Here is a 25,960-nt window from a genome sequence, read left to right as displayed (position 1 = left end):
GGCAAGCGCTGTCCCGTGGCCTAGGCTATTAACGGTACACGACAGCCTGTTCTACAGCGGAGTGAACATCATGAAATCCTCTTTAGTCATCCTTTATCACCGCGAACCCTACGATGAGGTGGTGGAGAATGGCAAGACCTACTACCGGGAAAAGAAAAGCCCCAATGGCATTGTGCCGACGCTAAAAAGTTTCTTTGCCAATGCCGACAGCAGTACTTGGGTCGCTTGGAAACAGGTAAAGCCAGGGCAAGAAGATAACTTTGAAGGCCGGGTGACGATGGAGGGCTGGAGTGATAATGCAGTTATCCGTCGAATTCCCCTCAATGCTGAACGGGTAAAGGATTTCTACTACATCACGGCCAAGGAATCGATCTGGCCCATTCTGCATTCCTTCCCCTCCCACTTCACCTACGAAAGTTCAGACTGGGAGAACTTTCAGCACATCAATAAACTCTTTGCTGAAGCGGCCTGTGAAGAAGCGGCTGATGATGCGTTGATTTGGATTCACGACTACAACCTGTGGCTAACGCCCTACTACATTCGGCAGAAAATGCCCCATGTCAAGATTGCCTTTTTCCACCACACGCCCTTTCCAGCGGCGGATGTGTTCAACATTTTGCACTGGCGCGAGGCGATTGTGGATAGCCTACTGTGCTGCGATCTTTGCGGTTTTCATATTCCCCGCTACGTGGAAAATTTTGTATCTGCCGCCCGCAGTTTGCGTGATGTAAAACTAGTGGAACGTAAGCCTGTTCCCGCAGCCTTTACCCCCTTTGGTACAGCCCTTGCCGAGCCAGATATGACGACTAAATTGGAGTACCAAGGTCGCACGGTTAATGTGGATGCTTTCCCAGTGGGCACGAATCCCGGCTACATCTACGACATGGTGAATAAGCCCTCGGTGAAGGAACGCATTGCCAAAATTCGTGCCGATATTGGCGATAACAAACTAATTGTTTCCGCTGGCCGAGTGGACTACGTGAAGGGTGCAAAGGAAATGCTGCTCTGCTACGAGCGTTTGCTAGAGCGTCGGCCCGAAATGCGTGGCAAAGTGAACCTGATTATGACCGCTGTGAAGGCCGCTGCCGGAATGCGGGTTTACAAAACCGCCCAGAGCGAAATTGAGCAACTGGTGGGGCAAATTAACGGCAAATATTCCACCCTTACTTGGAACCCCATTTCCCTCTTCACGGAGCCAATTCCCTTTGATGATTTGATGGCGCTATACAAGGCCGCTGACATTGCCTGGATTCCGCCCCTGCGCGATGGCCTCAACCTGGTGGCCAAGGAATACATCGCTGCCCACAATGGAGAAGACGGCGTTCTCGTACTGTCGGAATTCACGGGATCGGCGGTGGAACTACCCGAAGCCATCCTCACCAATCCCTATTCTGACAAGAATATGGACGACTGCATCGACCAAGCCCTGGCCATGTCCTCCGAAGAACAGCGCCGCCGAATGCAGAAACTCCATACCACCATCACCCGCTACGACGTACAGCAGTGGGCCAACCACATGTTCCGGGAAGCCAACGCCGTCGGCATTGCCGATGGCACAGAATCCGAGAAGGAACTGGCTCTGGCGTAATCGAGCATCATCGACCTCATCCAGCTTGAACCCTGGAGATGCCTACTCAAGGAGAAACCGCTCCGCGTCTACACCCTAAATGCCTTTCCCAATGGGAGAGGGACTTTGAAAGAGGCTGTTTCCGGCTCCCCTCTCCTCCCTGGGAGAGGGGCTGGGGGTGAGGGCTAGACTTAAGGCAACGACAGGTAATTTACCGCTAACAAAAGACCTTTAACCATCCATGCGAAACTTTCAGGCCATTGCCACCCAGCCCTACGATTTAATCATCATTGGCGGCGGCATTAATGGTGCGGCCACAGCACGGGATGCGGCCCTACGAGGGCTTAAAACACTACTCATTGAAAAGGGCGATTTTGCCGAGGGCACCACCAGTTGGTCTACCCGGTTAGTGCATGGCGGATTGCGTTATTTGGAATATTTTGAGTTTCATTTAGTGCGCGAATCCCTCCATGAACGGGAAGTGTTACTGCGAAATGCGCCCCATCTGGTCAAACCCGTGCAGATGACGATTCCCATCTATCGCAGCGGGTCGCGCCACTACCGGGTGATCCAAACCGGAATGGTGCTGTATGACGTACTGAGCTACGACAAATCCTTGCCCAACCACCGGATGCTGTCGCGCCAGAGCACCCGCCAGCTATTTCGGGCCATGGACAGCGACGACCTGGCTGGAGCCGCCCAATACTACGATGCCCAGGTGGAATACGCCGAGCGGCTATGTTGGGAAAATATTTTAGACGCCCAGCAGGCCGGAGCTACGGTGCTGAACTATGCCGAAGTCATCGATATTCAGGTGCAGGATCAGCGGATTGTGGGGCTGACGGTGCGGGATGTTCTGGGTCAGGAGGTGGCCCAGGTGCAAACCCACGCCAAAACCGTGGTGGTCAACACCTCCGGCCCCTGGGTGGATGCGGTCTGTGGTCTCAGCGAATCGCCCCTGAGCCAAGGGCGCAAAATTGGCGGCACCAAGGGCAGTCATATTATTGTGGATCGCTTCCCCGGTGCGCCGGATTCGGCCCTGTATGTGGAGGCGAAAACCGATGGGCGGCCCTTCTTCATCGTGCCCTGGCTGGGGCAAGTGTTGATCGGCACCACCGACGAACGCTACAACGGCCCCCTAGACCCGATCAAAGCCGATGACGCCGAGGTGGATTACCTGATTGCCGAAACCAACCGTGTCCTACCCGCCGCCCACCTCACCCGTGCAGACGTGCGCTTTACCTACTCCGGCATCCGTCCCCTACCCTACGCCGAGGGCAAAAAAGCAGGCAGCATCACCCGCGCCCACATTCTCCACGACCACAGTCGGGAGGGTGCCACTAACCTAATTTCCCTGATCGGTGGCAAACTCACCACCCATCGCCAGGTGGGGGAAGAATTTGTCGATGCCACCTTCCGCAAACGCGGCGAACCCGTGCCCCCCAGCCCCACCCACCGCCGCCCCCTACCCGGTGCCCTGCGCCTGGATGATCCCCAGGTGCTCCCCCTCACCGAGCGCTACCAAGATCGCATCGCGCCCCCCATCCTTAACCACCTACTCAGTATTTACGGTGCCCTAACCCCCCAAGTGCTGGCCCTGGTGGATGAATCTCCCGATCTCGCCCACCCTATCCACCCCGACTATCCCGACATCCAAGCCCAGATCGTCTTCGCCGTCCAGGCCGAAATGGCCCAGACCTTCGTGGATATCCTGCGCCGCCGCACCACCCTGTCCATGCACCACGACTACGGCTTTCCCGCCCTGCCCACCGTCGCCCAAGTCCTCCGCCACCACTGCGGTTGGGACGAGGAACGCTGTGACCGCAACATCCAGGCGTACCATCGGTTTATGGAAACCAACTGCATCCCCGACTATGCCCTAGGACAGGAGGCCGCGCTGCAAGAAGCCTAGAAGGTAAAAGGCAAAAGGCAGAAGGAAAAAGCAAAAGGCAAAATTTAGGTATAGGTTAAGCCATCCCAAAGTTTTCGTACGGACGCACCACAGGACGCCCTAGCATCAATCCCCAATCCCCAATTACCAATCCCCAATCCCCAATCCCCAATTACCATGACTGCCACCCTTCCCACCATCCAAACTACCAATGATATTTTCGAGTCCTATAAGCATCGCCAAATTGCGCTGACCATCCTCGGTAGTGGGGCTTGGGGCAGTGCCCTGGCCCACATTGCCAATAGCAACGATCACAAGGTCAGAATGTGGTCTCGGAGCGGCGACCTCTCCTTAAAAGAAGCCGTTGATGGGGCTGAAGTGATTATTTCTGCTATCTCTATGAAGGGTGTGCCGGATTTAGTTAGTCAACTCAAGGAACTCAATATTCCTGAAACTACCATTTTAGTGACGGCCACCAAGGGCTTAGATCCCGAAACTACCCTGACCCCTTCCCGCATTTTTCAAAACGCCTTTCCCAACCATGCGGTCGCCGTCCTATCTGGCCCCAACCTCTCCAAGGAAATTGAACAGGGCCTTCCCGCCGCCACGGTGATTGCCTGCGAAAACGAAACCGCCGCCGAGGCCGTACAGCACGTTTTTGCGTCGGAAAACTTCCGCACCTACCGCAGCACCGACCCCCTGGGGGCCGAACTGGGGGGCACCCTTAAAAACGTGATCGCCATTGCCGTCGGCGTCTGCGAAGGGCTAAACCTCGGCTCCAACGCCCGCTCGGCCCTGATTACCCGTGCCCTGCCGGAGGTGATGCGCGTTGGCACCCACCTGGGCGGACAACCCGAAACCTTTTTGGGCCTCTCTGGCCTGGGGGATATGCTCGCCACCTGCACCAGTCCCCTCAGCCGTAACTATCGCGTCGGCTATGGCCTCGCCCAGGGCAAATCCCTCGACCAAATTCTCGACGAACTGGGCAGCACTGCCGAAGGGGTGAATACGGCCAAAGTGTTGATGACCATCGCCCAGCGGGAACAGGTTTCGGCCCCCATTTCCCAGCAGGTCTATCGCTTACTGAAAGGCGACATTTCCGCCGAAGAAGCCGTCGCTGAACTGATGGAACGCAAACTGAAGGCCGAAGACTATCAACAAGTGCTTCAGCCCGACAAATAGACGACGATTAAAAAACTAATAAAACCCTTCCCAGTCGGGGCAATGGCGATCCTCATCGGGGCCAAAGGGATGCATGGCGCAGACGAGGGTATTGCCACCATGGGCTTGGCCGTAGAAATTGCGGCAACCCACACAGGCGGGATGATCCTGAAGCATCGGCTCCATCACGCTATTGATGGGGGCCGACACTCGATCCGGCCAGGGGTCTAGATCCAGCAGGCGGGCCACTATCGGCTCGATCAGGGTGTCCAGTTGTTCGGCCACCTCATCAACCTGATGGGTGATGGTAATTTCTAGGGGCTGGATCACCTGGTTGAGGTCGTCAATCAGGCGTTCAATTTCCGGCTCTAGGGCATCTTGCACCTGCTCAGCCCATTCATCCGCTGCCTGCACCAACGGATCTGAGGCTTGGGAAATTTGATAGGTCAAGTCCTCCAGCCAGTGCTCGGTGTCCTGGGAGAGCTGTTGGGCAAACTCCTGCACCGCATCGCTAAAGGCATTCAAAATTTGTTTAGACCAATCATCCATTCGTGCTGACTCGCTTGGGGTTATAAGTTGAACTATTGATGTTTAGGGGCCACGCACTCAGGGTACGTCCCTAAGGATTACTGGCTTTACGTTTGAGGGCATCTAGCTCTTGGCGTAGGGTCGCCACCTGTTGACGCAGCACCTCGGCGGGGTCTGCCGATGGGGCTGGGGGGCTAGGCTCATCGTCGAGGATTTCAATCCGGCGGGGTTCAGACGGCTTTTCGCCCTCAGGCATGACTTCCTGGGCACGGCTCACCATGTCGTTAACGAGACGCTGAGCTTCTTCGGCGGTCATTTCCCCACGGGCCACCAACTCATTCACCACCACCTGGGTCTGCTCTTGCAAATCCTTCAGGGTGTGACCTGCTTTCTCGCCCGCGTAGGAGGCTACCCCGACACCCAAGTAAAAGGCTTTTTTAACGACATCTCCAAAACCAGCCATGCTCTCCTCCCTTGCCGATTAACCGATGCGTACTGTTCCTAGCTTAGGAGGCCATCCGACAGAATGCCTAGGGGGGATATCAGAACCATCCGTGGCCAGAAACGGCGACAATCGGCGACGGCCCTACCCTGAAACATCCCTAAAAACGCAAAAGACCCGGAGTCCACGCCTATCACAAGCATCCCGTAATGCTGCTACCTTCCGGTCCTGACATGATTTGGGCGTTGCGACCGCATGGGTCCGAGTCATCTTCAGCATAGCACCTCTAGGCACGGTTTAGGAACCTGCCAAGGCCGGAGCATCAGCCCTGCGGCGAGCCTGAATTTCCAAATGCACCAGCAGGGCGTTCACGTCGGCAGGGTTCACCCCCCCAATGCGGGAGGCTTGGCCGATGGTGAGGGGTTTCACCTGGTTGAGCTTTTCACGGGCCTCTTTGGAGAGGGTATCGATGGCTAGGTAATCCAGGGTTTCGGGCAGTTTGCGGTTGGCGTTTTTGGCGATTTGGTCAATCTGGTTTTGCTGCCGCTGAATGTAGCCGGAGTATTTAATGTCGATTTCAGCCCCTTCCTTCTCCTCGCGGTTGAGGTCAGGATTGCCCAGGCCGTAGCGATCCAAATCCACATAATGGAAGCCCGGACGACGCAGCAGGTCGGCCAGGGTGATGGAACCTTTGATGCGCTGATCGGTGTCGGCGGCAATTTGCTGGCCAACGGGATCGTTTTCCTTGACGCGGGTGCTGTGCAGACGCTCTTTTTCGGCGGCGATGTGGTCGTACTTGCGGGTAAACAAGTTCCAGCGGCGGTCGTCGATCAGGCCGATTTCTCGACCTAGGGGAGTTAGCCGCTGATCGGCGTTATCCGAGCGCAGCAGTAGGCGATACTCCGACCGGGAGGTCAGCATTCGGTAGGGTTCCCGCAGATCCTTGGTACAGAGGTCGTCTAGCAGGGTGCCGATGTAGCTGCCTTCGCGGGGCAGAATCAGCAGGTCTTGGCCCTGCACCAGGCGGGCGGCGTTAACCCCGGCCACAAACCCCTGGGCGGCGGCTTCTTCGTATCCGGTGGTGCCGTTGATCTGTCCGGCGCAGAACAGCCCCTCCACCCGTTTGGTCATCATGGTGGGGTAGCACTGGGTGGCGGGCAGATAGTCGTACTCTACGGCGTAGGCGGGGCGCAGCATGGCACAGTGCTCCAAACCGGGCAGAGTACGCAGCATAGCCAGTTGCAGCTTTTCTGGCAGTCCGGTCGAAAATCCCTGAACGTAGATTTCGGGGATGTCGCGCCCTTCGGGTTCGAGGAAAATCTGGTGGCTTTCCTTGTCGGCAAAGCGAACGATTTTGTCCTCAATGCTGGGGCAATAGCGGGGGCCTTTAGAATCCACCCAGCCGCCGTAGATGGGCGACAGGTGAATGTTCTCTTGGATCAGGCGATGGGTTTCGGCGGTGGTGCGGGTGAGGTGGCAGGGCATTTGCTCGCGCTCGACCCACACCCCTGGGTCAAAGCTGAACCAGCGCACGTCCTCATCACCGGGTTGGGGTTCCAAAATGTCGAAGTTGATGGAACGACGGTCTACCCGTGCTGGGGTGCCCGTTTTTAGCCGTCCGGTTTCAAAGCCCAATTGATTCAGAGTGTCGGTCAGCCCTTCGGCGGCAAATTCTCCGGCCCGTCCAGCGGCCATGGATTTGTCGCCAATCCAAATCGTACCGCCCAGGAAAGTACCCGTGGTGAGAATTACTGCCCGACAGCCAAAGGTGACGCCAAAATAGGTCTGAATGCCGATTACTTCGTCGTTTGGCCCCAGCACCAAGTCCGTCACCATGCCCTCGCGGAGGGTCAGGTTTTCCTGGTTTTCCACGAGGGTCTTCATCACGGCGGCGTATTCGCGCTTGTCGGTCTGCGCCCGCAAGGCCCACACCGCAGGGCCACGGGAATTGTTCAGAATCCGCTTTTGCAGGTAGGTGCGGTCGGCCATTTTGCCAATTTCGCCCCCCAGGGCATCCACCTCATGGGTAAGCTGAGACTTGGCAGGGCCGCCCACCGCCGGATTGCAGGGCTGCCACGCAATTTTGTCCAAATTCAGGGTAATCATCAACGTGCGACAGCCCAGGCGCGCCGATGCTAAAGCCGCCTCACAGCCGGAATGCCCCGCACCGACCACAACAACATCGTATTCATCCAAAAACTCAGCGGTATCGGGGGCAATCATGGGCGTTGGGCAACAGGGCAGTCAATGAACAGAACGTTATATCAATTCTAGCGGTTCAGTTCTAGGGATTTTGGTTGAGTTTTTCGACTGGGTGATCATAGGCTGCTCCGGGTTTTACCCTGGTGTTTATCTAGACTTCCCCCTGGGCTATGACGAGGAGGATCGGCCAACGACCCAAGCGATCAGGCCATGGACTAGGGCAGGGCTAAGGCAACTGCCCACAAGGGCACCTAGGATAGCTGGGGTAGCACGATCACTGCTGGTAGGCAGCAACCACTGGGCAATGGTGCTGAAAACGATCACCACGATCAGCGGCAGTACGGCCCCCACTAGGCTGCTGCCCAGTAAACCAATCCCTTGCCAGAGCAAGAAATTGTGCTGGCTAGCTCCAAACCAATAGCCCCAGGCCACAGACCATACCCCAATCAAAAGACCAGAACCCACAAACAGAGGCACAAAAAATACTAAAAAGGCAATGCCACCGCCCTGGCTTTCAAAGGTTTCTGGGGCAAAGGTCTGGAGGATGAAGATACCTAAGCCCAACCCTAAAATCGTTGCCACCGCAACCGCCAGCACCATCCATCCCAGAAAAGCAAAGGATCCGCTTTTGGCCCAACTGACCACCCCCGCTGCCACAAAGTATAGAAGCACAAATCCTAGCAGCAGGTATTCCATCTGGATTATCTCCGGTGGCTACGTAGGGCTAGTTACCCAGGGCTATCGAAATCGCTAACCTAAAATTGACCCAGAACTAATCTTAATAGAAATACAAAAGCATGACGGCAGTAAGCACTACAGCAACCAGGGATATGGGTGGAAATCAACGTCAACGGCATTCGAGGCAATCATGGGCGTTTGTCGCAGGTCAATCGGTCGGTGTCGCGCTTCAAAACCCCAGATCGTTCCCCGTAAGGTCTGACAGAAAAGGGATCCCCTTTCTGCTTTCTACCTTCATGCTTTTGCATTGCTGTACTCCAGGTATCAAACGGCAATAACGTAGGAGCTGACCTGGCTAAAATCCGCCTGACTCAACTGTTCTGGATCGATAAAGAAATAGAAGTAGACCCCATCCGAATCGGGATGTGCCAACTCCAATAAAAGCTGACCTTCGGCCTCTTCTAGGGTTTCTGGCACGTAGGAATGGACTTCGGGATATCCCCCTAGTTTTCCACTATCCTTCAACGCCATGTACTCTTCTTGTTCATAGAACCATTCGTAGTAAAACCCATCCCATACTTCATCTTGCGGTTCATCAAGGGGATGAAATACTGGAAATACAGAGGATCGGTAGTCTAAGAAAACGTCCTGTTCGATGGAGAAGCTAAGGCGATAAACGGAGGTATACCATTCGTTATGGCTGCGATCATGCTCCAAAAAACTGAAATCTGTGTTTAGGTCATCAACATCACGAGAAAATTCTGAGAAATAACGGATGTAGTGTTGGGTCGTTCCCCATTCACCCATGGGAACCACGTAGCCAGTATAAACTTGCAGGATTCCCTGCCTTGGAAAATTGAATCCCTCAAGCGCTGGCACATCGGCGCAGTTAATTTGCCCCAGAAACATCAAGTATCGATCCGCGTCTTCATCCTTTGGATAGTCCATTCCCTTGGGCAGATAGGGATACCCCCCAACCTTGCTATCCCAAGGGTCTATTAAATCTGGATCTGCGGCATTATCTAGGCGTCCCACCTCCTCACACTTGAGAGAAATATAGGACAGAAGATTCTGTTCTAGGAAGGGTTTGACGGCGGCAAATTCCTCAGGGATTTTGGCGATCAATGTCGGATCAATCATCGTTTTTCTGGGCTAGGGTTGGCGTCTGTTTGCTGGGGCTAAAGTCAATCCAGTCGGCTCAATCCGGGGCACCTCGGCGGTGGGCAGGTTCATCTGCCCCAGTTCTTTTATTATGCCAATTATCGCTAGGGCAACCAGGGGTATTGGCGGAAATCGGGGGGGCGTTTGTCTAAAAAGGCTTGTTTGCCTTCGGCCCCTTCTTCGGTCATGTAGTAGAGCAGGGTGGCGTTTCCAGCGAGTTCCTGGAGACCCGCCTGTCCGTCGCAGTCGGCATTAAAGGCGGCTTTGAGGCAGCGAATGGCCAGGGGGCTTTTTTGCAGAATTTCCTGAGCCCACTGAATACCCTCAGCCTCCAGATGTTCCACAGGCACTACGCCGTTGACCAGGCCCATATCCAGGGCTTCCTGGGCACTGTATTGGCGACAGAGGTACCAAATTTCCCGCGCCTTTTTTTGCCCCACCAACCGCGCCAGGTAGCTGGCCCCAAAACCCCCGTCAAAACTGCCGACCTTTGGCCCCGTTTGGCCAAAAATGGCGTTGTCTGCGGCAATGGTGAGATCGCACACCACATGGAGCACGTGGCCCCCGCCGATGGCATAGCCCGCCACCAGGGCAATCACCACCTTGGGCATAGATCGAATCAGCCGCTGCAAATCCAGCACGTTCAGTCGGGGGATGCCGTCCTCATCCACATAGCCGCCTTGGCCACGCACGCTTTGGTCACCGCCGGAGCAAAAGGCGTACTTGCCGTCGGTGTGGGGGCCAGTCCCGGTGAGTAGCACCACCCCAATGCGGCTGTCCTCCCGCGCATTGGCAAAGGCGTCGTAGAGTTCCGAGACGGTTTTAGGCCGAAAGGCGTTGCGCTTGTGGGGCCGATTGATGGTGATTTTGGCGATGCCGTCGGCCTTTTCGTAAAGGATGTCTTCGTAGGGTTTTACCGAGTGCCATTCAACCTGCATGGGGCGCTGATCCAGAAGTTTGTCCAAAGATGCCAATACTTCAGCCTCTCACACCCTTGCCCCCTTGGACGAGGAAATTCGGTGGAACGGGCTAACAGGTAGTGTCAGAAATCGCTGTTTCCGCTGCTTCCCCAGGAATGGGGCCAAGGTCGGGGAATTCGCCGATGCACTTCACTTCGGGGTGTAGCCATACTTCCCAGCGGTCATAGACCCGTTCCTGGACGTGGCGAATCAGCCGATAGACATCCTCCGCCCTCGCCCCGCCTAGGTTGAGGATGAAGTTGGCGTGGAGGTCGGCGACCTGGGCCTTGCCGATGCAGTGCCCCTTCAGTCCGGTTTGCTCAATCAATCCGCCAGCGGTGCGGGGTAGGGGGTTGCGAAAGACGCTGCCGCAGTTGGGCCAGTCATAGGGCTGGGTCGAGCGTCGTCGATTGAGGCCGCTGAGGGTATCCGCTGTCACCACCGCCGGATCGTGCCCCGGTTCGAGCTGAAAGGTGGCCTCCAGCACCACCCTTCTCGCCCCCTGCAACACCGAAGTACGGTAGGCAAAGGCCAAGTCCTGGGGAAAAACCTCGATGATCCCTCGCTCTGGATCAAGTACCGTAGCAGACACGAGGGAATCCGCCGTACAACCCCCGTGGGCTCCAGCGTTCATCACCACCGCGCCGCCCACGGTGCCCGGAATGCCCACCGCCCATTCCAGCCCACGCCAGCCCCGCTTTGCGGCCTTCCAGGCTAAGGTCGGCAGCGGTTCCCCCGCCGCTACGGTGATTCGGCCTTGGGCATCGTCAAAATAGGTGCTGCGCCAACGACGGGTGCAGACCACTAGCCCCGGTAGTCCCTGATCGCTGATGAGTAGGTTAGACCCGGCACCTAGCACCGTGATCGGCAAACCCAGATGGGTGGCCCATCCCAAGAGAGCCTCAAAATCCTGGCGTTGACGCGGCAGAGCTAGCCACTCTGCCGATCCTCCCACTCGAAAGGTATTCAGCTTTTGCAGCGATACCTGGGGAGCCAAGTTGGCCAAGAAGGGAACGCTATCGATGGTCATGGTCATGGGTCTCACCTAAACCAGCCCTAGCCCTAGAGATCTTCGGGCGGTTCATCTCCCATCCTTCCATGTCCTAACAGGCTTCCTGGAGCGAGGGGGCTTCCGCCTCGGCATAGTGGGCCATCACCTGGGGAATAATTTGGTTCAGATTACCGGCCCCCATAAACAATACCAGGTCGCCCGGTCGTAGGCTGCTGGTTAGTACGGCTTCAATGTCGTCCAACGTGTGACCGTAGCAAACGCCACCGTGGTTACGGGCCACGGCGTCAGCCACCTGCTTGCCAGAAATGCCGTAGGTATTGGCTTCTCCAGCGCTGTAGATATCGGCCATGACCACTTGGTCGGCATCGGCAAAGGCATCGGCAAAGTCGGTCAGCAGGGAGGCGGTGCGGCTAAAGCGATGGGGCTGAAACACCGCCACCACCCGCCGTTCTTCAGCGGTACGGGATCCATGGGACAGTCGAGACACCTTGGGGGTTTGGCCAATGCTCAGACGAGCCGCTGCTAAAGTAGCCCGAATTTCGCTGGGGTGATGGGCATAGTCGTCTACGAACTGAATGCCGCCGTAGCTACCCCGGTGCTCGAACCGCCGCCGCGCCCCGCAGAACTGGCTGAGGCTATCGGCAATATCCTGAAAGGCAATACCGAGGTATCGGCCCACTGCCACCGCCGCTAGGGCATTGCTAAGGTTGTGCTCGCCCAGTAGCCGCAGGTGAAGCTGCCCCAGTGCCACGCCCCGTTCCCAGATGGTGGCGCTGGTGCCGCTGGGGGTGAACTGAATTTCGGTGGCTACGTAGGTTGCTCCTGTGGAGGCATCTAGACTGTAGGTGAGGGTGGGTTGCAGGCTAGACCGCACCACCGCACAGTCGATACAAGCAACCAACACCTCGCACTGGCGCTGGAATTGCTGGAAAATATTAATCACATCCTGGAGGTCGCTGTAGTGATCGGTGTGATCCAGTTCGATGTTGGTGACCACCCCAATCGCCGCCGAGAGCTTGGCCAGGGTGCCGTCGGATTCATCGGCCTCAGCGACGAGGTATTCGCTCTGGCCCAAGCGGGCATTGCCACCCCAGTTAGACACCTCTCCGCCGACCACAATGGTCGGGTCTAGTCCCGCCTGGAGCAGCATTTGGCTAATCATACTGCTAGTGGTGGTTTTGCCGTGGGTGCCCGCTACCGCCACACTGCGGTGGTCGTTGATTAGCGCCGCCAGCACATCCGACCGATGAAAAATCGGGCAACCCAAGGCGAGGGCAGCCCGATATTCTGGGTTGTGATTGTTAATGGCGGTGGAACAAATTACCTGGGGAACAACGTCTTGGGAACCGGGGTGTGAGGTCGCGAGGGCGTCGCTGAAGTACTGTAGATTGGCCGATTCCTGCTGCCAAAAAATATGGGCTCCGGCCTCTTGCAGGCGGCGGGTAATGTGGCTGAGCCGCAGATCAGACCCCGATACCGGAATCCCGCGCTTCGTTAGAATGTAGGCTAGGGCAGACATGCCAATCCCGCCAATCCCAATAAAATGGAACGGCCTGCCGTTGAAATCTACAGAATTTGGCATCTTTCACTCCTTCACAACACCACACCGCACCACGTATCCGGCGTCATCATAGCAAGATTTGCTAAGTTGGCCTAAAAGACTGGGGTGGGGATTCCTTAAAATTAGCGACGATTGTACCGCAGGCCACCCAAAAGCTTCGTCCGATAGTTCATCTCTTTAAGGGCGACGATGCAACGGTTTGATACAACCCCGATCCGTAAAAACCAGATAATTGCGTCGCTAACCCCTGGGGTTCCGTCGCCGGGGTGCCTCCTGGAGGAAAATTGACCCTAGGTCGGAATAGTCATTTTGTCCATAGAAATCCTCTATCAACCATCGTCATCAGTAGCAGAAATCCTTATCATCGGCGGTGCCAGGGGGGTAGCGCATCGTCCCCACCCTGGTGGTGAACGTGGAACCTGTTCATCTGCCCCATCGCCCTATCCCATCGCCAAAGCTAAATCGATGGCGTGCGGATCTGCATCCATGGGCGGTGGTCATCGCCGTTTTTCAGGCCAAGCACCGCTCAGCATCTATAGAGAATCGATTTAGCTCCATGGGCCGACTCTGTATGGCGACTCTGTATAAAGTGGATCATCCTTTGCGATATTATGGTTTCGTCTAAGAATAGATACTTAGTCTGAGTACAACAGAGGGTTAAACGCAGTGATTAGAGTAGCCATTAACGGGTTTGGCCGCATTGGGCGGAACTTTTTGCGGTGTTGGTTAACGCGGGAAAACAGTGGCCTTGAGATCGTCGCTATCAACGACACTTCGGATCCAAAAACCAACTCCCACCTGTTGAAGTACGACTCGATGCTGGGTCGTCTCGACGCTGACATTCAGGCCGGGGAAGATACCCTAATCGTCAACGGCAAAACCATCAAGTGCTACTCGGATCGTAACCCCAACAACCTGCCTTGGGCCGCTTGGGACATTGACCTGGTGATCGAATCCACCGGGGTGTTCGTCAGCGAAGAGGGTGCCTCTCGCCATATCGAAGCTGGGGCCAAAAAAGTGTTGATCACGGCTCCCGGCAAAGGCGGCGGCATCGGTACCTACGTCATGGGCGTGAACCACCAAGACTATAGCCACGATGGCTACAACGTGGTCAGCAACGCAAGCTGTACCACCAACTGCTTGGCCCCTGTGGTGAAGGTGCTGCACGAAAGCTTTGGTATCATCAAAGGCACCATGACCACCACCCACAGCTACACGGGTGACCAACGGCTGCTGGATGCCAGCCACCGCGACCTGCGCCGTGCCCGTGCCGCTGCGTTGAACATTGTGCCCACCACCACCGGAGCCGCCAAGGCCGTGGCCCTGGTGATCCCCGAAATGGCGGGCAAGCTGAACGGCATCGCCCTGCGGGTGCCCACCCCCAACGTGTCCGTGGTTGACCTGGTGGTGCAGGTGGAGAAGCCCGCCATTGCCGAGCAGGTGAACCAAGTGCTGAAGGAAGCCGCCGAAGGTCCCATGAAGGGCATCCTGGCCTACAGCGATCTGCCCCTGGTTTCCATCGACTACCGTAAGACCGATGAGTCCTCCATTGTCGATTCCAGCCTCACCATGGTGATGGGTGGCGACATGGTGAAGGTCGTGGCTTGGTACGACAACGAGTGGGGCTACAGCCAGCGCGTGGTTGACCTGGCGGAACTGATGGCGACCAAGTGGCAGTAGGCCAGTTGGGCCTAGATATTGGGCCTAGGCGAGGACATCCAAAGCCTAACCGAACCAATGGTAGGGGCGAGGTTTCCTCGCCCAGGCCACACTAGGGGTAAGCCAGCCGGATTAAAGATTCGATGGTCATTCCTCGACTATCCCACCATCGTGAACCGTGGGTCGGAGTCCTTGCACTTCGGCCCACATTTTTTTGGGTACCGATTTGGGGGTACCGAGAATCGGGCGCAGAGGCGGTGGCGGTCGTGTGGCGGTAGTCATCGTCACCGGATGTCCTTGAGGGATGCGCTACGGTGTTAGCCATCCGTGACACTCCGACCCATGCAAACGCTGATCCAATCAGTCCTCACCCTACGCCGTGATGCTTCAGAACGGGACGCCCTAGCCGATACCTTAGAAGCCGATACCTTAGAAACGGTGGATGTGCTGCTGGCAGGCACCCAGATTCAGGCGGTGGCTTCGGCAGGCACCCTGCTCAGGGCGGCGAATCAGCGGGTGATTGACGGGCGGGATAAGCTCCTACTAGCGGGGTTCGTCAACGGTCACACCCATTCTTCCCAGGTGTGGCAGCGAGGGCTGATTCCCCAGTTACCCCTGGAATTGTGGCTGGCCAATGTGTTTGAGTCCACCCCTCGCCAACTCGATCAGATCTACTGGGGGGCGGTGAGTACGGCGGTGGATACCCTACTCTCTGGCGGCACCTGTGTGATGGATCACGCCTACGTCATCCCCGGGCAGGAGATGGAAACGGTGGCAGCTTTGGTGCGCGGCTATCGAGCGGTGGGACTGCGGGCGGTGGTGGCCCCGTTGATCATGGATTTGCCCTTTGCCTCTGGATTTCCTAAGGGTTGTCTGCTGCCCCAGTCCGCCTCGCCCCGGTCGGCCTCGGAACTGCTGGCGCTGATGGAGGCGATGGTGGCGGAGTTCCACGACCCTGACCACGGCATCTACATCGGTGCGGGGCCAACGGGGTTTCATCGCTGCTCGGATGATTTGCTGGCAGGCTGTGCCGACCTTAGCCAGCGCTACGGCCTCTGTTATCACACCCATCTGCTAGAAACCCGCGCCCAGCATCGGCTGGCCCAGGAGCGCTACGGCATCAGCGCTGTGCAGCATTTGGCGAATTTGGGTTGCCTTGGCCCCCGCACCTCCCTGGCCCACGGGGTTTGGATTGATGAGGCCGACATTGACCGCATGGCCAAGGCTGGGGCCACCCTGGTGCATAACCCAGTCAGCAATTTGCGATTGGGCAGTGGCCTTGCGCCCATCTTGAAATGTGTTCAGCGGGGGCTGAATGTGGCCTTTGGCTGCGATGGATCCGCCAGCAATGATGCCCAAAACCTACTGGAGGTGATTAAGCTGGGCACGATTCTCCACACCGTCACCGAAGCGGACTATGACCACTGGCTGACCCCAGCCCAAACCCTACGGATGGCCACGGTGGGTGGCGCAAGGGGGGTAAACCTAGGCCATTGCACGGGCCGCATTGCCCCCGGATTTGACGCCGATGTCATCCTCTATAACCTCAACCATCCTTCGCTGCTGCCTAGCACCAACCCCCTACAACTACTGGTGCTTGGACGGCCCACGGAGGTGGTGGAATCTGCCTGGGTGCGAGGGCGGCAGATCGTTGACCAAGGGCGTCTGCTAACGGTGGATGTGACGGCCCTGCACCATGCCCTGCTCCAACCGTCTTCCCCGCCCCAAAGAGCCCAAACCCAGCACCATCCGGTTGAACCCCACTACCGCAATGTGATGCTGAATCGTTGAGGATAGGAGGTCGATTTGGGGCTACTGATGGCGCTGCTGCACCTGTTCTACCTGGGCGGCAATGGTGGGATCGTAGAGCCGCAGGTAGTTCCAGTAGTTGCCAAAGACCGATTGAATGTAGCCCCTGGTTTCCGGGAAGGGGATTTTGTCGGCAAAGTCGTCAGCGTCGCGGTAGCCCCCTCGGCTAATCCAGTTAGCGACGTTGCCGGGGCCTGCGTTGTAGCTGGCGATGGCAAACATCGAGTGGTTGTCGTACTCGCCGTGGGTGTAGTCCAAATACCAGGTACCCAGTTTGATGTTGTCGTGGGGGTCGGTAATGGTGTAGTCCGTGATACTGGGTTCGCGTTCTTTGATCCATGCTGCCGTATCGGGCATCACCTGCATCAGCCCAGTGGCCCCAGCGACGGAACGAATTTTGGGCATAAAGCGAGACTCTTGGCGAATCAACGCCAGCACCAACAGCGGGTTGAGTTGGCGTTGGGCTGACCAGGATTGGATCAGGTCAGCGTAGGGGAAAGGATAGACCCCGTGCCAATAGTCGGGCTTTTGCTTGAGGGCTTGGTAGGCTTCGATTTCCTCCGGTTCATCCACCAGAGACAGGCTCGACACCTGGAAAATGCCGTCGATGTAGTCGCCCTGGGTTTGGCGCATCAGGCCATCCACAAACCGCTCCGGTACCGATGGGTCTTGGCGGTTGACGTATTCCGTTTGCCAGCGCTCCCAGGCGGCTTGGTCTTGGCCCAGCAGGTAGAGTTCGGTGAGGGTGTCTGACCCGGCGGGTAGGGGGTTGCGGCGGGTGAGGGGCGCAATGGCGGGTACTTTGTCGCGCACGGTTTGAAAATCGCCCACATCCCAGCCCAGATACACCGCAGAACGCCACGCAAAGTAGGATTCGGGATGAACGGCGATCACCTGTTCCCAGAGGGTTTGGGCCACGTCGTTTTGGCCCTGCTGGCTAGCCCACTTTCCGGCCCAAAAGCCCGCCTCGGCGGAATCGTCGGCATCGGGGCTGTGCTTCAGGGCATCGCGGCCCCAGCTTACGGCCATGGCCAGATCCCCTTGCTGGGCGGCGTTGCGGGCGTTGTCTAGGCGAGTTTCGGCGGCGGCTTCGCTAGAACTGTAGTCCTTGAGGATGGCCTCGCGGGTGGCCTGGGCCGATGCGGCACTGTTGAGCTTATCCAAAATTTCCGCCCGTTTCAGCATGGCCTCAGCGGCCCGGTCGGGGAAGCGGGCAATCACCTGATCCAACACCCCCAGGGCTTGCTCGTCCGGCAGACTGAGGGTCAGGCGCATCAGGCCCGTAGCAGTTTCCGGCGCATCGGGGAACTGTTGATCGAGTTGGTTGTAGAGGGTGATGGCGCGATCCTTCTGGTTGCCAATCTGCAAGCCCCTAGCCGCTCGGTAGAGGTTGCGAGGGGAAGGGGTGGCACGGGCATAGGCAGGGCCAGCCTCGGCGTAGACATCCCGCCGCCAGAGGCCAAAGCCCACGGTTTGCCAGTCTTCGGGCTGAAGCTGGTCGGCAAACTGATTTTTCAGCCGCAGCAGCACATCTCCCACGCTGGGGTGGTGCAGCCCCGCCCGTGCGATGGTCAGCAACAGGGGCAGCGCATCGGCCCGATTCGGATCCTCCGTTAGCCGTTGGTGGGCTACCTCCACGGATTTGGGATGGTCGGGGAAGCGCTGGAGCAATTCATCCCACCGAGCCGGATCCTGTTGTCCCAATTCAAACAGCACCGTGGTGATGGCGGGGTCATCGGCATAGTCCGTCAGCAGGCGATCCTGGGTGGCTTGGGCGGCTTCGGCTTGGCCAGCGGCGCGTTGGGCCTGGGCCTGGGCCAGCAAAATGTAGGGGGCCATTTCGGGATAGGCCACCTCCAGCCCCTCTAACAATGGAAGAGCGCTACCGCCTCGATCCGCCGCAATTAAATCCAGCGCCAGCAAATACCTAGCCCGATGTTGGCTGATGGAATCGCGCCCCTGGGCATATTGGGCCAAGGCCTCCGCCCGTTGTTCCGCTGATTGCAGGGCCAGATCCAGCACCGGATCGTCTTGACGGCTGCGTTCTCCCTGGCCGCCTAGGGGGGCCTCTGCCGCTGCGTTTTCACCCCCCGGAGCCGTGAGATCGGTATTGTTCACAAAGGCCGCCACCATCCCAACGGACAGGGCGCTGAGGCCAGCTAGGGCCAGCAAAGGCAAACGCTGCTTGATCTGGTGAAGCATGGGGGCTAGGAAATTCCGTCTATGGGGCGCTAGAAGGCTATGGGTTGTTGTAGCAGAAAATCTAGGTTTCGGGTGCCTGGGGTGGCCGCTTTTCAAAGTTCTACCGATATCGTTCCGATTCCCGGTTGAGGGTTTGGCGATAGTAGCGGCGCTGCAAAATTTCTAACTTACCCCCGGTTTCCTGAATTAAGGCTCGCTGTCGTCGATACAGCCCCTGAAACAGATTGGCAAAGAGGAGGGCAACCATGGCCACGACAATCCCCACCGCCGTCGAGGTTAAGGCTTCACCAACCCCCAGGGTGACTCCGGCCTCGTTACCCCCTTCTCCCATCCGCAGGGAGGACAGGGCTTCCATCAGCCCTAGCACGGTGCCCAATAGCCCCAACAGGGGCGCAATACCCACCACCGTTTCAAACCAGGTCTGAAACCGCTTCAATTGGGGGATTTCCGCCTGGGCGGCACTGTCTAGGGCTAGGGAAAATTCCTCGGGTGTAGCGTCCTCCAGGCTGAGGGCGGCTAGAAAAATACGGGCCATGGGGCTATGGGGGCGCTGTTTGAGTAGGGCCACTGCCCGCTGGGGATGGTCGGCATAGGCTCCGAGCACCGCCGTCAGCCAAGCCCGTTGCTGCCGATGCAGTTGCCACCAAAACTGGGCTCGTTCCACCACCAAGGCCAGGGTCAGCCCCGAAAACAAGAGCAGTGGCACCATAACGATGCCCCCCGCCGCCACAAGATTTGCCATGCCTGCTGTGAAGAATGACTGTTGTCCATCATACTGTTGTCCATCCTTGAGATCCCTATCGCGGTTCTCTGATGGATCGCCTGTCCTGTGGATCGCCTATTCCCCTGGTAAATCATCCAGGTTGGGCGCTACTGTAGAGGCCGATGGCGACATAGGTGCTTTTATATGGCTAAGCAGACAGCGTTACCTCCTGGTCTGCTGATTCGCACGGGCAAATGGGTGTGGACGACCCTCTGGCAGCGGATGATGGCCCAGATGGCCCCCAGCACCGAGGGTGGCGACTATCAGCGGCCCCCCAGCCAGTGTCGGGGTTGGATTGAACCCCAGGGTGCCCATCCTCCGGATCCCCAGCGCTATGGGCTCATCGTGGGGATGGGCTGTCCGTGGGCACACCGGACGTTAATCACCCGTGCCCTGAAGGGGTTAGAGAATGCTGTGGCGGTGGTGGTGGTCGAACCCTCCCCCAACGAGGGCTGCTGGGTATTTCCGACGCCATTTCAGAACTGCCGCACCCTGCCCGAACTCTACCGACAGGCGGGCATTGCCGGACGGGCCACGGTTCCGGTGCTGTGGGACTTCCAGACGGCCACCATCGTCAACAACGACAGCGCCGACATCATCCAAGTCCTCAACCAATCCCTCAACGAGTTTGCCGATTATCCCGACCGCGATCTCTACCCCGACCCCTGCAAAGCTGAAATCGACGCCTGGAACGAACGCATCTATGCCAGCGTGAATAACGGCGTTTATCGCTGCGGCTTTGCCCAAACCCAAGCCGCCTACGACCGTGTCTGCGGAGACCTGTTCGATACCCTCGACGCCATTGAAGCCACCCTGGCCCACCAGGCCTACCTCTGTGGCGATGCCCTCACCCTGGCCGATGTGCGTCTGTTTCCGACCCTGTTTCGTTTTGATGCGGTGTATTACAGCCTGTTCAAGTGCAATCGTCGCCGCATCCAAGACTATCCGGCCCTGTGCCGCTACGTCCAAACCCTCTACCATCAGCCCGGAGTAGCGGCCACCTGTGACCTCACTGCCGTCAAGCGCGACTACTACGGCAACCTGTTCCCCCTCAATCCGGGCGGTATTATTCCCGCTGGCCCCGATTTACCCTACCTGTCTGAGATCGATCCCACCGAATATGCATAGATTTACGCTCACGGGCTAAACCACTCGCCGCCACAATGGAACAGGTGGGGCAGCGACGTTCGAGGGACGTTCTAGAGGTGATCGAATGCCATCTAGCAGGATGCTCCAGTAGGTTCAGATCAGCGAATTCAGGAGCATCGACATGGGTGTAGGCATCGGATCAACTCAAGGTTGGCAGCAGGGAGCACAGGCTTTTTTGGGGCTATTTCTCAGCCGTTCCTGTCCCCTCTGTGAGCGGACGACTTCACAAGTCATCTGTCCAACCTGTGAACGGCAGGTGCGCCAAAGCCAGTTGGCCGATCCCCTCGATACCAGCCACCCCGGCCTTCCAGTACTGAGTTGGGGCCGCTACGAAGATACCCTCCGTCAGGTGATTCGCCAGTTTAAATACAGTGGCCAACCCGAACTTGCCAACTGGCTAGGGTTAGAAATGGGGCAAACTTGGCGGCAACATCAGCGCAGCAAGGGGGCCAAGGCTCCTCGGCCAGCGGTGTTGGTGCCCATTCCCCTCCATGCCAGCAAGCTAAAACAACGGGGGTTTAACCAAGCGGAACGGTTGGCCCAGGGCATGAGCCGTGTGGTACAGGTTCCCGTGGTGGGGGAGGGGTTGGTGAGGGCGCAAGCCACCCAAGCCCAACACAGCCTCAGCCGGGAGGAACGGCAGGCTAACCTAGCTCAAGCCTTCCAGGTCAATCCCCACCACCTCCCGGTGCTCCGTCAAAAAACCGTCTGGCTGGTAGACGATATTTTCACTACCGGAGCCACGGCCCACACCGCCGCCACCGTCCTCCGCCAAAGCGGCATCTCCGTAGCAGGCATCTGCACCGTCGCCCGCAGCATGGCACCCCGCCCCGTCCACTAGTGATTCCCTTGGGGCACACGCCCTCGCTTCCATCACCGTTTGAATGGGGTTGGGTTCCTGATGAATTGGATGAATTTATCGCCCAAAAATCTAGCGAATCATCTGGTCAAAGACTGGTTGCGGGAAGGTTTTCCTTCAAAACAAAGGTTGTTTCAGTCTTCAGAACTAGATCCAGAACTTTCCAGAACTTTCATGTATTGGCGAATGCACGGCCATGACCGACTATAAGGTCATCCTGTAGACTCGCGTGTGCTCCAAAGCCAAGACCGGGTAGGGCCTCAGGACATTGTGGGGGTTCGCTCCTCCTCAGTGATAGCGCCTAACCCGGCTTTTTATTCTTGCTCTCCCGCGTTCCATCCATTTTTAGAACCTAGGGCGGTCAGTCTTGGGTCTTCCAGCCACAGCCACCAGGGCTTTCGCCCCCCACCTCACAGCGAAAGTCGGCTAAATCAGACGAAAGGCCGCTGACAATAGTGCGGCAGGGGGGTTCCCCAATCGCCAGAAGATAGAGTAAACTACATCTAAAGTAATAAACCCATAGATTTTAGTTGTGGTTGATCTGTTGAGCTATGGCTGCATCACCCTGGGGGTGGTGTTTTGGTTTTGGGGCACCTGGCCACTGCTGGGGCCGAGATCAGTGCTATTCAAGCTGCACGGGCTTTCGGTGGCCGATACCCTAGGATCCATGGCGATTGTGGTAGGGCTGCTGCTAAAAATTCCCGGTGAATGGCCCCTGCTGGTGTTGGGGCTGATTACCCTGGCCCTGTGGAACACCGTGCTGGGCTACGTGTTGGCCTATTGCGCCACCCCGGAGGACAGCCATGACCGATAGCTACGTCTTCGCCATCGTGGCGCTGCTTCCCTTGGCATCCCTGATGCTGATGATTCAGACCAGCCCCTACCAAGCCCTGGTGATTCGGGGTATTTTGGGGGCCGTCGCCGCCCTAGTCTATGCCGTATTGGGCGGGGCAGATGTGGCCCTTACTGAGGCGCTGGTGGGTACCATGCTGGCGATTACCCTCTATGCGGTGGCGGTGCGATCCTCTCTGGTGTTGCGCCTGGGCCTGCTGGAGAACGACCTAGCGATTAAAGAGGATCCCCTTCGCCAGTTGCTCACCCCCCTGCGAACGGTGCTGCGAATCCATCACCTGCGTTTGGAACTGGTGCCCTATCCCGATCCGGAAAGCCTCGCTCAGGCGCTCGATGACAAGGCTATCCATGGTCTCTACCAACCGCCTACCGAAGTCGCTCATCGACCGAGGGATCTCGCCGTTGACGATGTCGCCCTCCCCATTCCCACCCTCGCGCTGCGTGTACCCCGGATCTACGACATCCTCACCGCTGAGCTACCGGATCACCTAGCTAAGATTCAATCGTTGCCCCAGGGGCAGGTCACGCAACCTGTTTCCCTAGCACCCTCCCTACCGGAAACGTTGCACTGACCTGGAGATGGCCATGAAGTGGATTTATTTAGTGGCGGGTGTACTACTGTTTATCAAAATTCTGGTGCTGCCCGATGCTACGGTGGTGTCTCCCCAGGCCAACCTTGTGGCCACGGTGGTGGCCGAGAGTGGCGTTCCCAACGCGGTGTCGGGCATTATCTTTCGCAACCGCCTCTACGACACCATTTTTGAGGTGGTCGTGTTCACCATTGCCATCATGGGGGCCAAATATCTCCTAGCGGACGAAGTGCCCAATGCCCCCTTCTACCGCTTCACCGATGAGCCTTCTATCGTGCTGGCTCGCCTGGGGGCTACCATTGCCGCCCTGGTCAGCATCGAACTGGCCATTCGAGGGCACCTCAGCCCAGGGGGGGGCTTTGCGGCGGGGGTCGCGGGGGGGACGGCCATTGGCCTGATTGCCATCACCGCCCCTTCCTCGGAGTGGATGCAGGCCATCTACGAACGTTGGCGCTGTGCCGCCTGGGAAAAGGTTTCGGTGTTGATTTTCGTCCTACTCGCCGTTGTCACCCTCGTGGGGTTTGAACTGCCCCAGGGCGAAGTCGGCACCCTCATCAGCGGCGGGATCATTCCCCTGCTGAATATCCTGGTGGCCCTTAAGGTGGCCCTCGGATCCTGGGCGGCTATTCTCCTGTTCATTCGCTACCGGGGTCTGTTGTAGGGCCGTTGTGGTGAAGCGTCCCCATGATGAGGCATCCCCATGATGAAGCGTCTCAGGGAAGCGGTCGTTTTGGGAGGTTTGCGGTTAAATAGTAGGGGACTCTATATCGGCATTTGTATCGATATATCTCGTTTGTTGTCGCAGACCGTCTGCCCAGACTGCATCTCTCAGGCATTTTCTCAGACTTTAGGACGTGAGCATGAAGCGTTTTTGGATGACTTGGCCTCCCCAGGCCCGCCAGCAACCCCTTCGGCGACCTTCCCTAAGGCCCGTGCGGCTCAGACGCCTGAAGTCGATTCGCCTAACCGCCCTCTATCCCGAAACCGGGCGACAGGCCAAAACCACCCAGCGAGTTCAGGTGGCTGGGGGAATGGCCTTGGCTGGGCTTCTTCTAACCCAAGTCCCCCTTGCCCCCACCTCCCTCTGGCGGGCTCCGACCGAGACCGTCATGATCCAGTCGTCCCTGTGGGAGTCTACGGGGCTGGTGCGGCAGTCGGTGGTGGATCTCTACCGGGCGCGGCGTCTGTTCATGCAATCGACGACGCCAGCCACCCCGCCGAGTCAGGATTCTTCAGCGACCGGGACATCGGCGTCTACCGCCTCCGGTGCAACCGCTCCAGCCACCCCCAACACCGCTCCCTCCACCAGTGCATCACCAAGGACAACCGCTCCGACGACCTCCATATCCTCCCGCACCGTACCCCAGCCCCCAGCCCCCCCTAGCCCTGCGGTGAATGTGGCCTTTGATCCGGCCAAAACCATCGATACCAACCTGGAAATGCGGGTGGCGGTGGCCAGGGGCGTCAGTTCCCTCACCGTGGCGACCTCCACAGACGGCTATTTGATGGATCTCAACGGTCAAGGGTTTTGCAACCTACCCGCCCAAAAAAGCGTGGTGTTGCGGCCCCAGGGCAGTGGTCTCGGTTATAGCGGCTGTCAACTCACCAACACCGTTTGGCTAGAACCCGGTGAGGGTGGCTATGTCTACGTGGGGGACAAGTGGTTTAAGGGCCGAGTGCTGCTGATGGGCAGTGGCTCCACCCTCACCGCCGTCAATTTTGTGCTGATGCACGACTATCTGAGTAGCGTGGTGGGCAGCGAAATGTACGTCAACTGGCCCCTGGAAGCCCTCAAGGCCCAGGCTGTCGCCGCCCGATCCTATGCTTTGGTGCACCACGTTCGCCACGCCAACCGTCCCTACGATTTGGACAACACCCAGCGCTATCAGGCTTACCTAGGCATCGCCAAGGAAACCAGCACCACCCAGGCCGCTGTAGCCGCGACTTCCGGCGAGTTCATCAGCCACGATGGCGGCATTGTAGAATCCCTCTATGCCGCCTCCGACGCCATTGTGCAATCCGCCCACGGGGGCCGAGGCATGAGCCAAACCGGAGCCATGGAACTGGCACGACAGGGCTATGGTTATACCGAAATCCTGGGCAACTATTACCCCAACACTGGCCTTTCCCGGCTCGTGGTTCAGTAGGGAGGGCTAATTAGCCCCAAAAGTCTCCGCTGCCCTCACCCCCAGCCCCTCGGAGCCGACTCAGCCCAGTACCCCATGGGAGGCGCTAGTCGCCGCCGATGCTGATCGGGGTGCCGACGATTTCGGTGCCCGTCAGATTGGCATCCACCCAGGAGGAACCCGCCACCTCGGCAAAGTAGATTTGGGCTTCGGTGAGGTTGGCCCCATCCAAAACGGCATTGTCGAGGATGGCGTTGGTCAAAAAGGCTTGGCTGAGGTTCGCCCCCTCTAGGTTGGCCCCAGAGAGATCCGCCCCTTCTAGGTTGGCCTCCGTCAGGTTGGCCCCGGAGAGATCCGCCCCGGAGAGATCCGCCCCAATCAGGTGGGCCTGGGTGAGATCGGATCCAGACAAGTCGCAGCCCGCACAAAGATTGGTGGTGAGGAGTTGCTGCACCTGGGCAGGGTTTTCAGCCTGGGTGGGTAGGGTAAGGATCAAGGGCAGAGCCAGAGCTGTGCCGAGGGCAATGGCGAGTTTCATGGCATTCCTCCAGGGTGGGTGCAGCGCCTCCTGGACAGGACATTGAGCTCTAGCGAACAGGGCTCTTGGGGCGATAACGATCTTGGCTGGGCCTGTAGGGAGGCAGGGCAGTCCCTTCGGATCAAACGCGGCGCGGATGACATCATCGGATCACACCGAACCATCGCACCGGAAGGGCTGCTATCTGAAGCGCTATACCTTGATCCTTGCATATTGCCGCCACAACTGCTAGGGAAAAGCACCGCACTGTA

At 57.9% G+C, this 25,960-nt stretch carries 23 protein-coding genes and 1 other RNA gene; 11 read left to right on the top strand and 13 right to left on the bottom strand.

The window, feature by feature from the left end; genetic code table 11:
• Positions 1–70: 70 nt before the first annotated feature.
• The 3 genes from ggpS (at position 71) to H6G62_RS06560 (ending at position 4,640) form a co-directional block, all read left to right on the top strand.
• Positions 71–1,588, top strand: coding sequence for a glucosylglycerol-phosphate synthase (gene ggpS, locus H6G62_RS06570; RefSeq protein WP_190493316.1), 1,518 nt, complete (start codon positions 71–73; stop codon positions 1,586–1,588).
• 220 nt (positions 1,589–1,808) lie between these two features.
• Entirely contained in the window at positions 1,809–3,479 is a 1,671-nt protein-coding gene (locus tag H6G62_RS06565; protein WP_190493315.1) for a glycerol-3-phosphate dehydrogenase/oxidase, read from the top strand.
• A gap of 156 nt (positions 3,480–3,635) precedes the next feature.
• Positions 3,636–4,640, top strand: coding sequence for an NAD(P)H-dependent glycerol-3-phosphate dehydrogenase (locus H6G62_RS06560; protein WP_190493314.1), 1,005 nt, complete (start codon positions 3,636–3,638; stop codon positions 4,638–4,640).
• A gap of 15 nt (positions 4,641–4,655) precedes the next feature.
• Here H6G62_RS06560 and H6G62_RS06555 read toward each other — a convergent pair whose 3' ends face one another.
• The 9 genes from H6G62_RS06555 to murC form a co-directional block, all read right to left on the bottom strand.
• A complete protein-coding gene (locus H6G62_RS06555; protein ID WP_190493313.1) occupies positions 4,656–5,168 on the bottom strand; it encodes a hypothetical protein in 513 nt (170 codons plus the stop codon).
• 70 nt (positions 5,169–5,238) lie between these two features.
• Positions 5,239–5,610 carry a hypothetical protein gene (locus tag H6G62_RS06550; protein ID WP_190493312.1) on the bottom strand — a complete coding sequence of 124 codons (372 nt, stop codon included), beginning with the start codon at positions 5,608–5,610 and terminating at the stop codon, positions 5,239–5,241.
• Positions 5,611–5,760: 150 nt separating this feature from the next.
• An RNA gene (ffs, locus tag H6G62_RS06545) (signal recognition particle sRNA small type) lies at positions 5,761–5,857 on the bottom strand.
• Between the two features lie 29 nt (positions 5,858–5,886).
• Positions 5,887–7,812, bottom strand: a complete 1,926-nt coding sequence (mnmG, locus tag H6G62_RS06540) for a tRNA uridine-5-carboxymethylaminomethyl(34) synthesis enzyme MnmG (RefSeq protein WP_190493311.1) — start codon at positions 7,810–7,812, stop codon at positions 5,887–5,889.
• A gap of 147 nt (positions 7,813–7,959) precedes the next feature.
• On the bottom strand, positions 7,960–8,487 hold the full coding sequence (locus H6G62_RS06535) for a hypothetical protein (protein ID WP_190493310.1): 528 nt from the start codon (positions 8,485–8,487) through the stop codon (positions 7,960–7,962).
• Positions 8,488–8,793: 306 nt separating this feature from the next.
• A complete protein-coding gene (locus tag H6G62_RS06530) occupies positions 8,794–9,609 on the bottom strand; it encodes a YwqG family protein (RefSeq protein WP_190493309.1) in 816 nt (271 codons plus the stop codon).
• 125 nt (positions 9,610–9,734) lie between these two features.
• On the bottom strand, positions 9,735–10,568 hold the full coding sequence (menB, locus tag H6G62_RS06525; RefSeq protein ID WP_190493337.1) for a 1,4-dihydroxy-2-naphthoyl-CoA synthase: 834 nt from the start codon (positions 10,566–10,568) through the stop codon (positions 9,735–9,737).
• Positions 10,569–10,659: 91 nt separating this feature from the next.
• Complete coding sequence (gene murB / locus H6G62_RS06520) at positions 10,660–11,625, bottom strand: UDP-N-acetylmuramate dehydrogenase (protein ID WP_190493308.1); 966 nt, start codon at positions 11,623–11,625, stop codon at positions 10,660–10,662.
• A 67-nt stretch (positions 11,626–11,692) separates the two neighbouring features.
• Positions 11,693–13,183 carry a UDP-N-acetylmuramate--L-alanine ligase gene (gene murC, locus H6G62_RS06515; RefSeq protein WP_190493307.1) on the bottom strand — a complete coding sequence of 497 codons (1,491 nt, stop codon included), beginning with the start codon at positions 13,181–13,183 and terminating at the stop codon, positions 11,693–11,695.
• Positions 13,184–13,828: 645 nt separating this feature from the next.
• Between murC and H6G62_RS06510 the strand changes: the two genes are divergently transcribed.
• Entirely contained in the window at positions 13,829–14,842 is a 1,014-nt protein-coding gene (locus H6G62_RS06510; RefSeq protein ID WP_190493306.1) for a type I glyceraldehyde-3-phosphate dehydrogenase, read from the top strand.
• A 126-nt stretch (positions 14,843–14,968) separates the two neighbouring features.
• Here the strand turns inward: H6G62_RS06510 and H6G62_RS28265 are convergent, their stop codons facing one another.
• The gene (locus H6G62_RS28265) at positions 14,969–15,103 is read right to left on the bottom strand and encodes a hypothetical protein (protein ID WP_277883004.1); all 135 of its coding nucleotides are present in this window, start codon (positions 15,101–15,103) and stop codon (positions 14,969–14,971) included.
• A 60-nt stretch (positions 15,104–15,163) separates the two neighbouring features.
• Here H6G62_RS28265 and H6G62_RS06505 point away from each other — a divergent pair, with 60 nt between their 5' ends.
• Positions 15,164–16,612 (top strand): amidohydrolase, encoded by a 1,449-nt coding sequence (locus H6G62_RS06505; RefSeq protein WP_190493305.1) that lies wholly within the window; start codon positions 15,164–15,166, stop codon positions 16,610–16,612.
• A 21-nt stretch (positions 16,613–16,633) separates the two neighbouring features.
• Here the strand turns inward: H6G62_RS06505 and H6G62_RS06500 are convergent, their stop codons facing one another.
• Entirely contained in the window at positions 16,634–18,832 is a 2,199-nt protein-coding gene (locus H6G62_RS06500; protein WP_190493304.1) for a transglycosylase SLT domain-containing protein, read from the bottom strand.
• A 100-nt stretch (positions 18,833–18,932) separates the two neighbouring features.
• Positions 18,933–19,574 (bottom strand): MotA/TolQ/ExbB proton channel family protein, encoded by a 642-nt coding sequence (locus H6G62_RS06495; protein ID WP_190493303.1) that lies wholly within the window; start codon positions 19,572–19,574, stop codon positions 18,933–18,935.
• 165 nt (positions 19,575–19,739) lie between these two features.
• Here H6G62_RS06495 and H6G62_RS06490 point away from each other — a divergent pair, with 165 nt between their 5' ends.
• From H6G62_RS06490 to H6G62_RS06465, 6 genes are all read left to right on the top strand, one after another.
• On the top strand, positions 19,740–20,723 hold the full coding sequence (locus tag H6G62_RS06490; RefSeq protein WP_190493302.1) for a glutathione S-transferase C-terminal domain-containing protein: 984 nt from the start codon (positions 19,740–19,742) through the stop codon (positions 20,721–20,723).
• A gap of 142 nt (positions 20,724–20,865) precedes the next feature.
• Entirely contained in the window at positions 20,866–21,585 is a 720-nt protein-coding gene (locus tag H6G62_RS06485) for a phosphoribosyltransferase family protein (protein ID WP_190493301.1), read from the top strand.
• 550 nt (positions 21,586–22,135) lie between these two features.
• Positions 22,136–22,417: a monovalent cation/H(+) antiporter subunit G gene (locus tag H6G62_RS06480; protein ID WP_190493300.1), complete on the top strand. Its 282-nt coding sequence runs from the start codon at positions 22,136–22,138 to the stop codon at positions 22,415–22,417.
• Positions 22,407–23,027: a DUF4040 domain-containing protein gene (locus tag H6G62_RS06475; RefSeq protein ID WP_190493299.1), complete on the top strand. Its 621-nt coding sequence runs from the start codon at positions 22,407–22,409 to the stop codon at positions 23,025–23,027. The genes H6G62_RS06480 and H6G62_RS06475 overlap by 11 nt, the downstream gene beginning before the upstream one ends.
• A 13-nt stretch (positions 23,028–23,040) precedes the next feature.
• Positions 23,041–23,706 (top strand): Na(+)/H(+) antiporter subunit B, encoded by a 666-nt coding sequence (locus H6G62_RS06470; RefSeq protein WP_190493298.1) that lies wholly within the window; start codon positions 23,041–23,043, stop codon positions 23,704–23,706.
• A 199-nt stretch (positions 23,707–23,905) separates the two neighbouring features.
• The gene (locus H6G62_RS06465) at positions 23,906–25,192 is read left to right on the top strand and encodes a SpoIID/LytB domain-containing protein (protein ID WP_199324789.1); all 1,287 of its coding nucleotides are present in this window, start codon (positions 23,906–23,908) and stop codon (positions 25,190–25,192) included.
• A gap of 85 nt (positions 25,193–25,277) precedes the next feature.
• Here the strand turns inward: H6G62_RS06465 and H6G62_RS06460 are convergent, their stop codons facing one another.
• On the bottom strand, positions 25,278–25,709 hold the full coding sequence (locus H6G62_RS06460) for a pentapeptide repeat-containing protein (RefSeq protein ID WP_190493297.1): 432 nt from the start codon (positions 25,707–25,709) through the stop codon (positions 25,278–25,280).
• Between the last annotated feature and the right edge of the window lie 251 nt (positions 25,710–25,960).

The sequence above is a fragment of the Phormidium sp. FACHB-1136 genome (genome assembly GCF_014697375.1).
GTDB lineage: Bacteria > Cyanobacteriota > Cyanobacteriia > Phormidesmidales > Phormidesmidaceae > Nodosilinea.
Note: the sequence above shows the minus strand (reverse complement) of the source record. Positions and strands in the feature narration are given on the sequence as shown.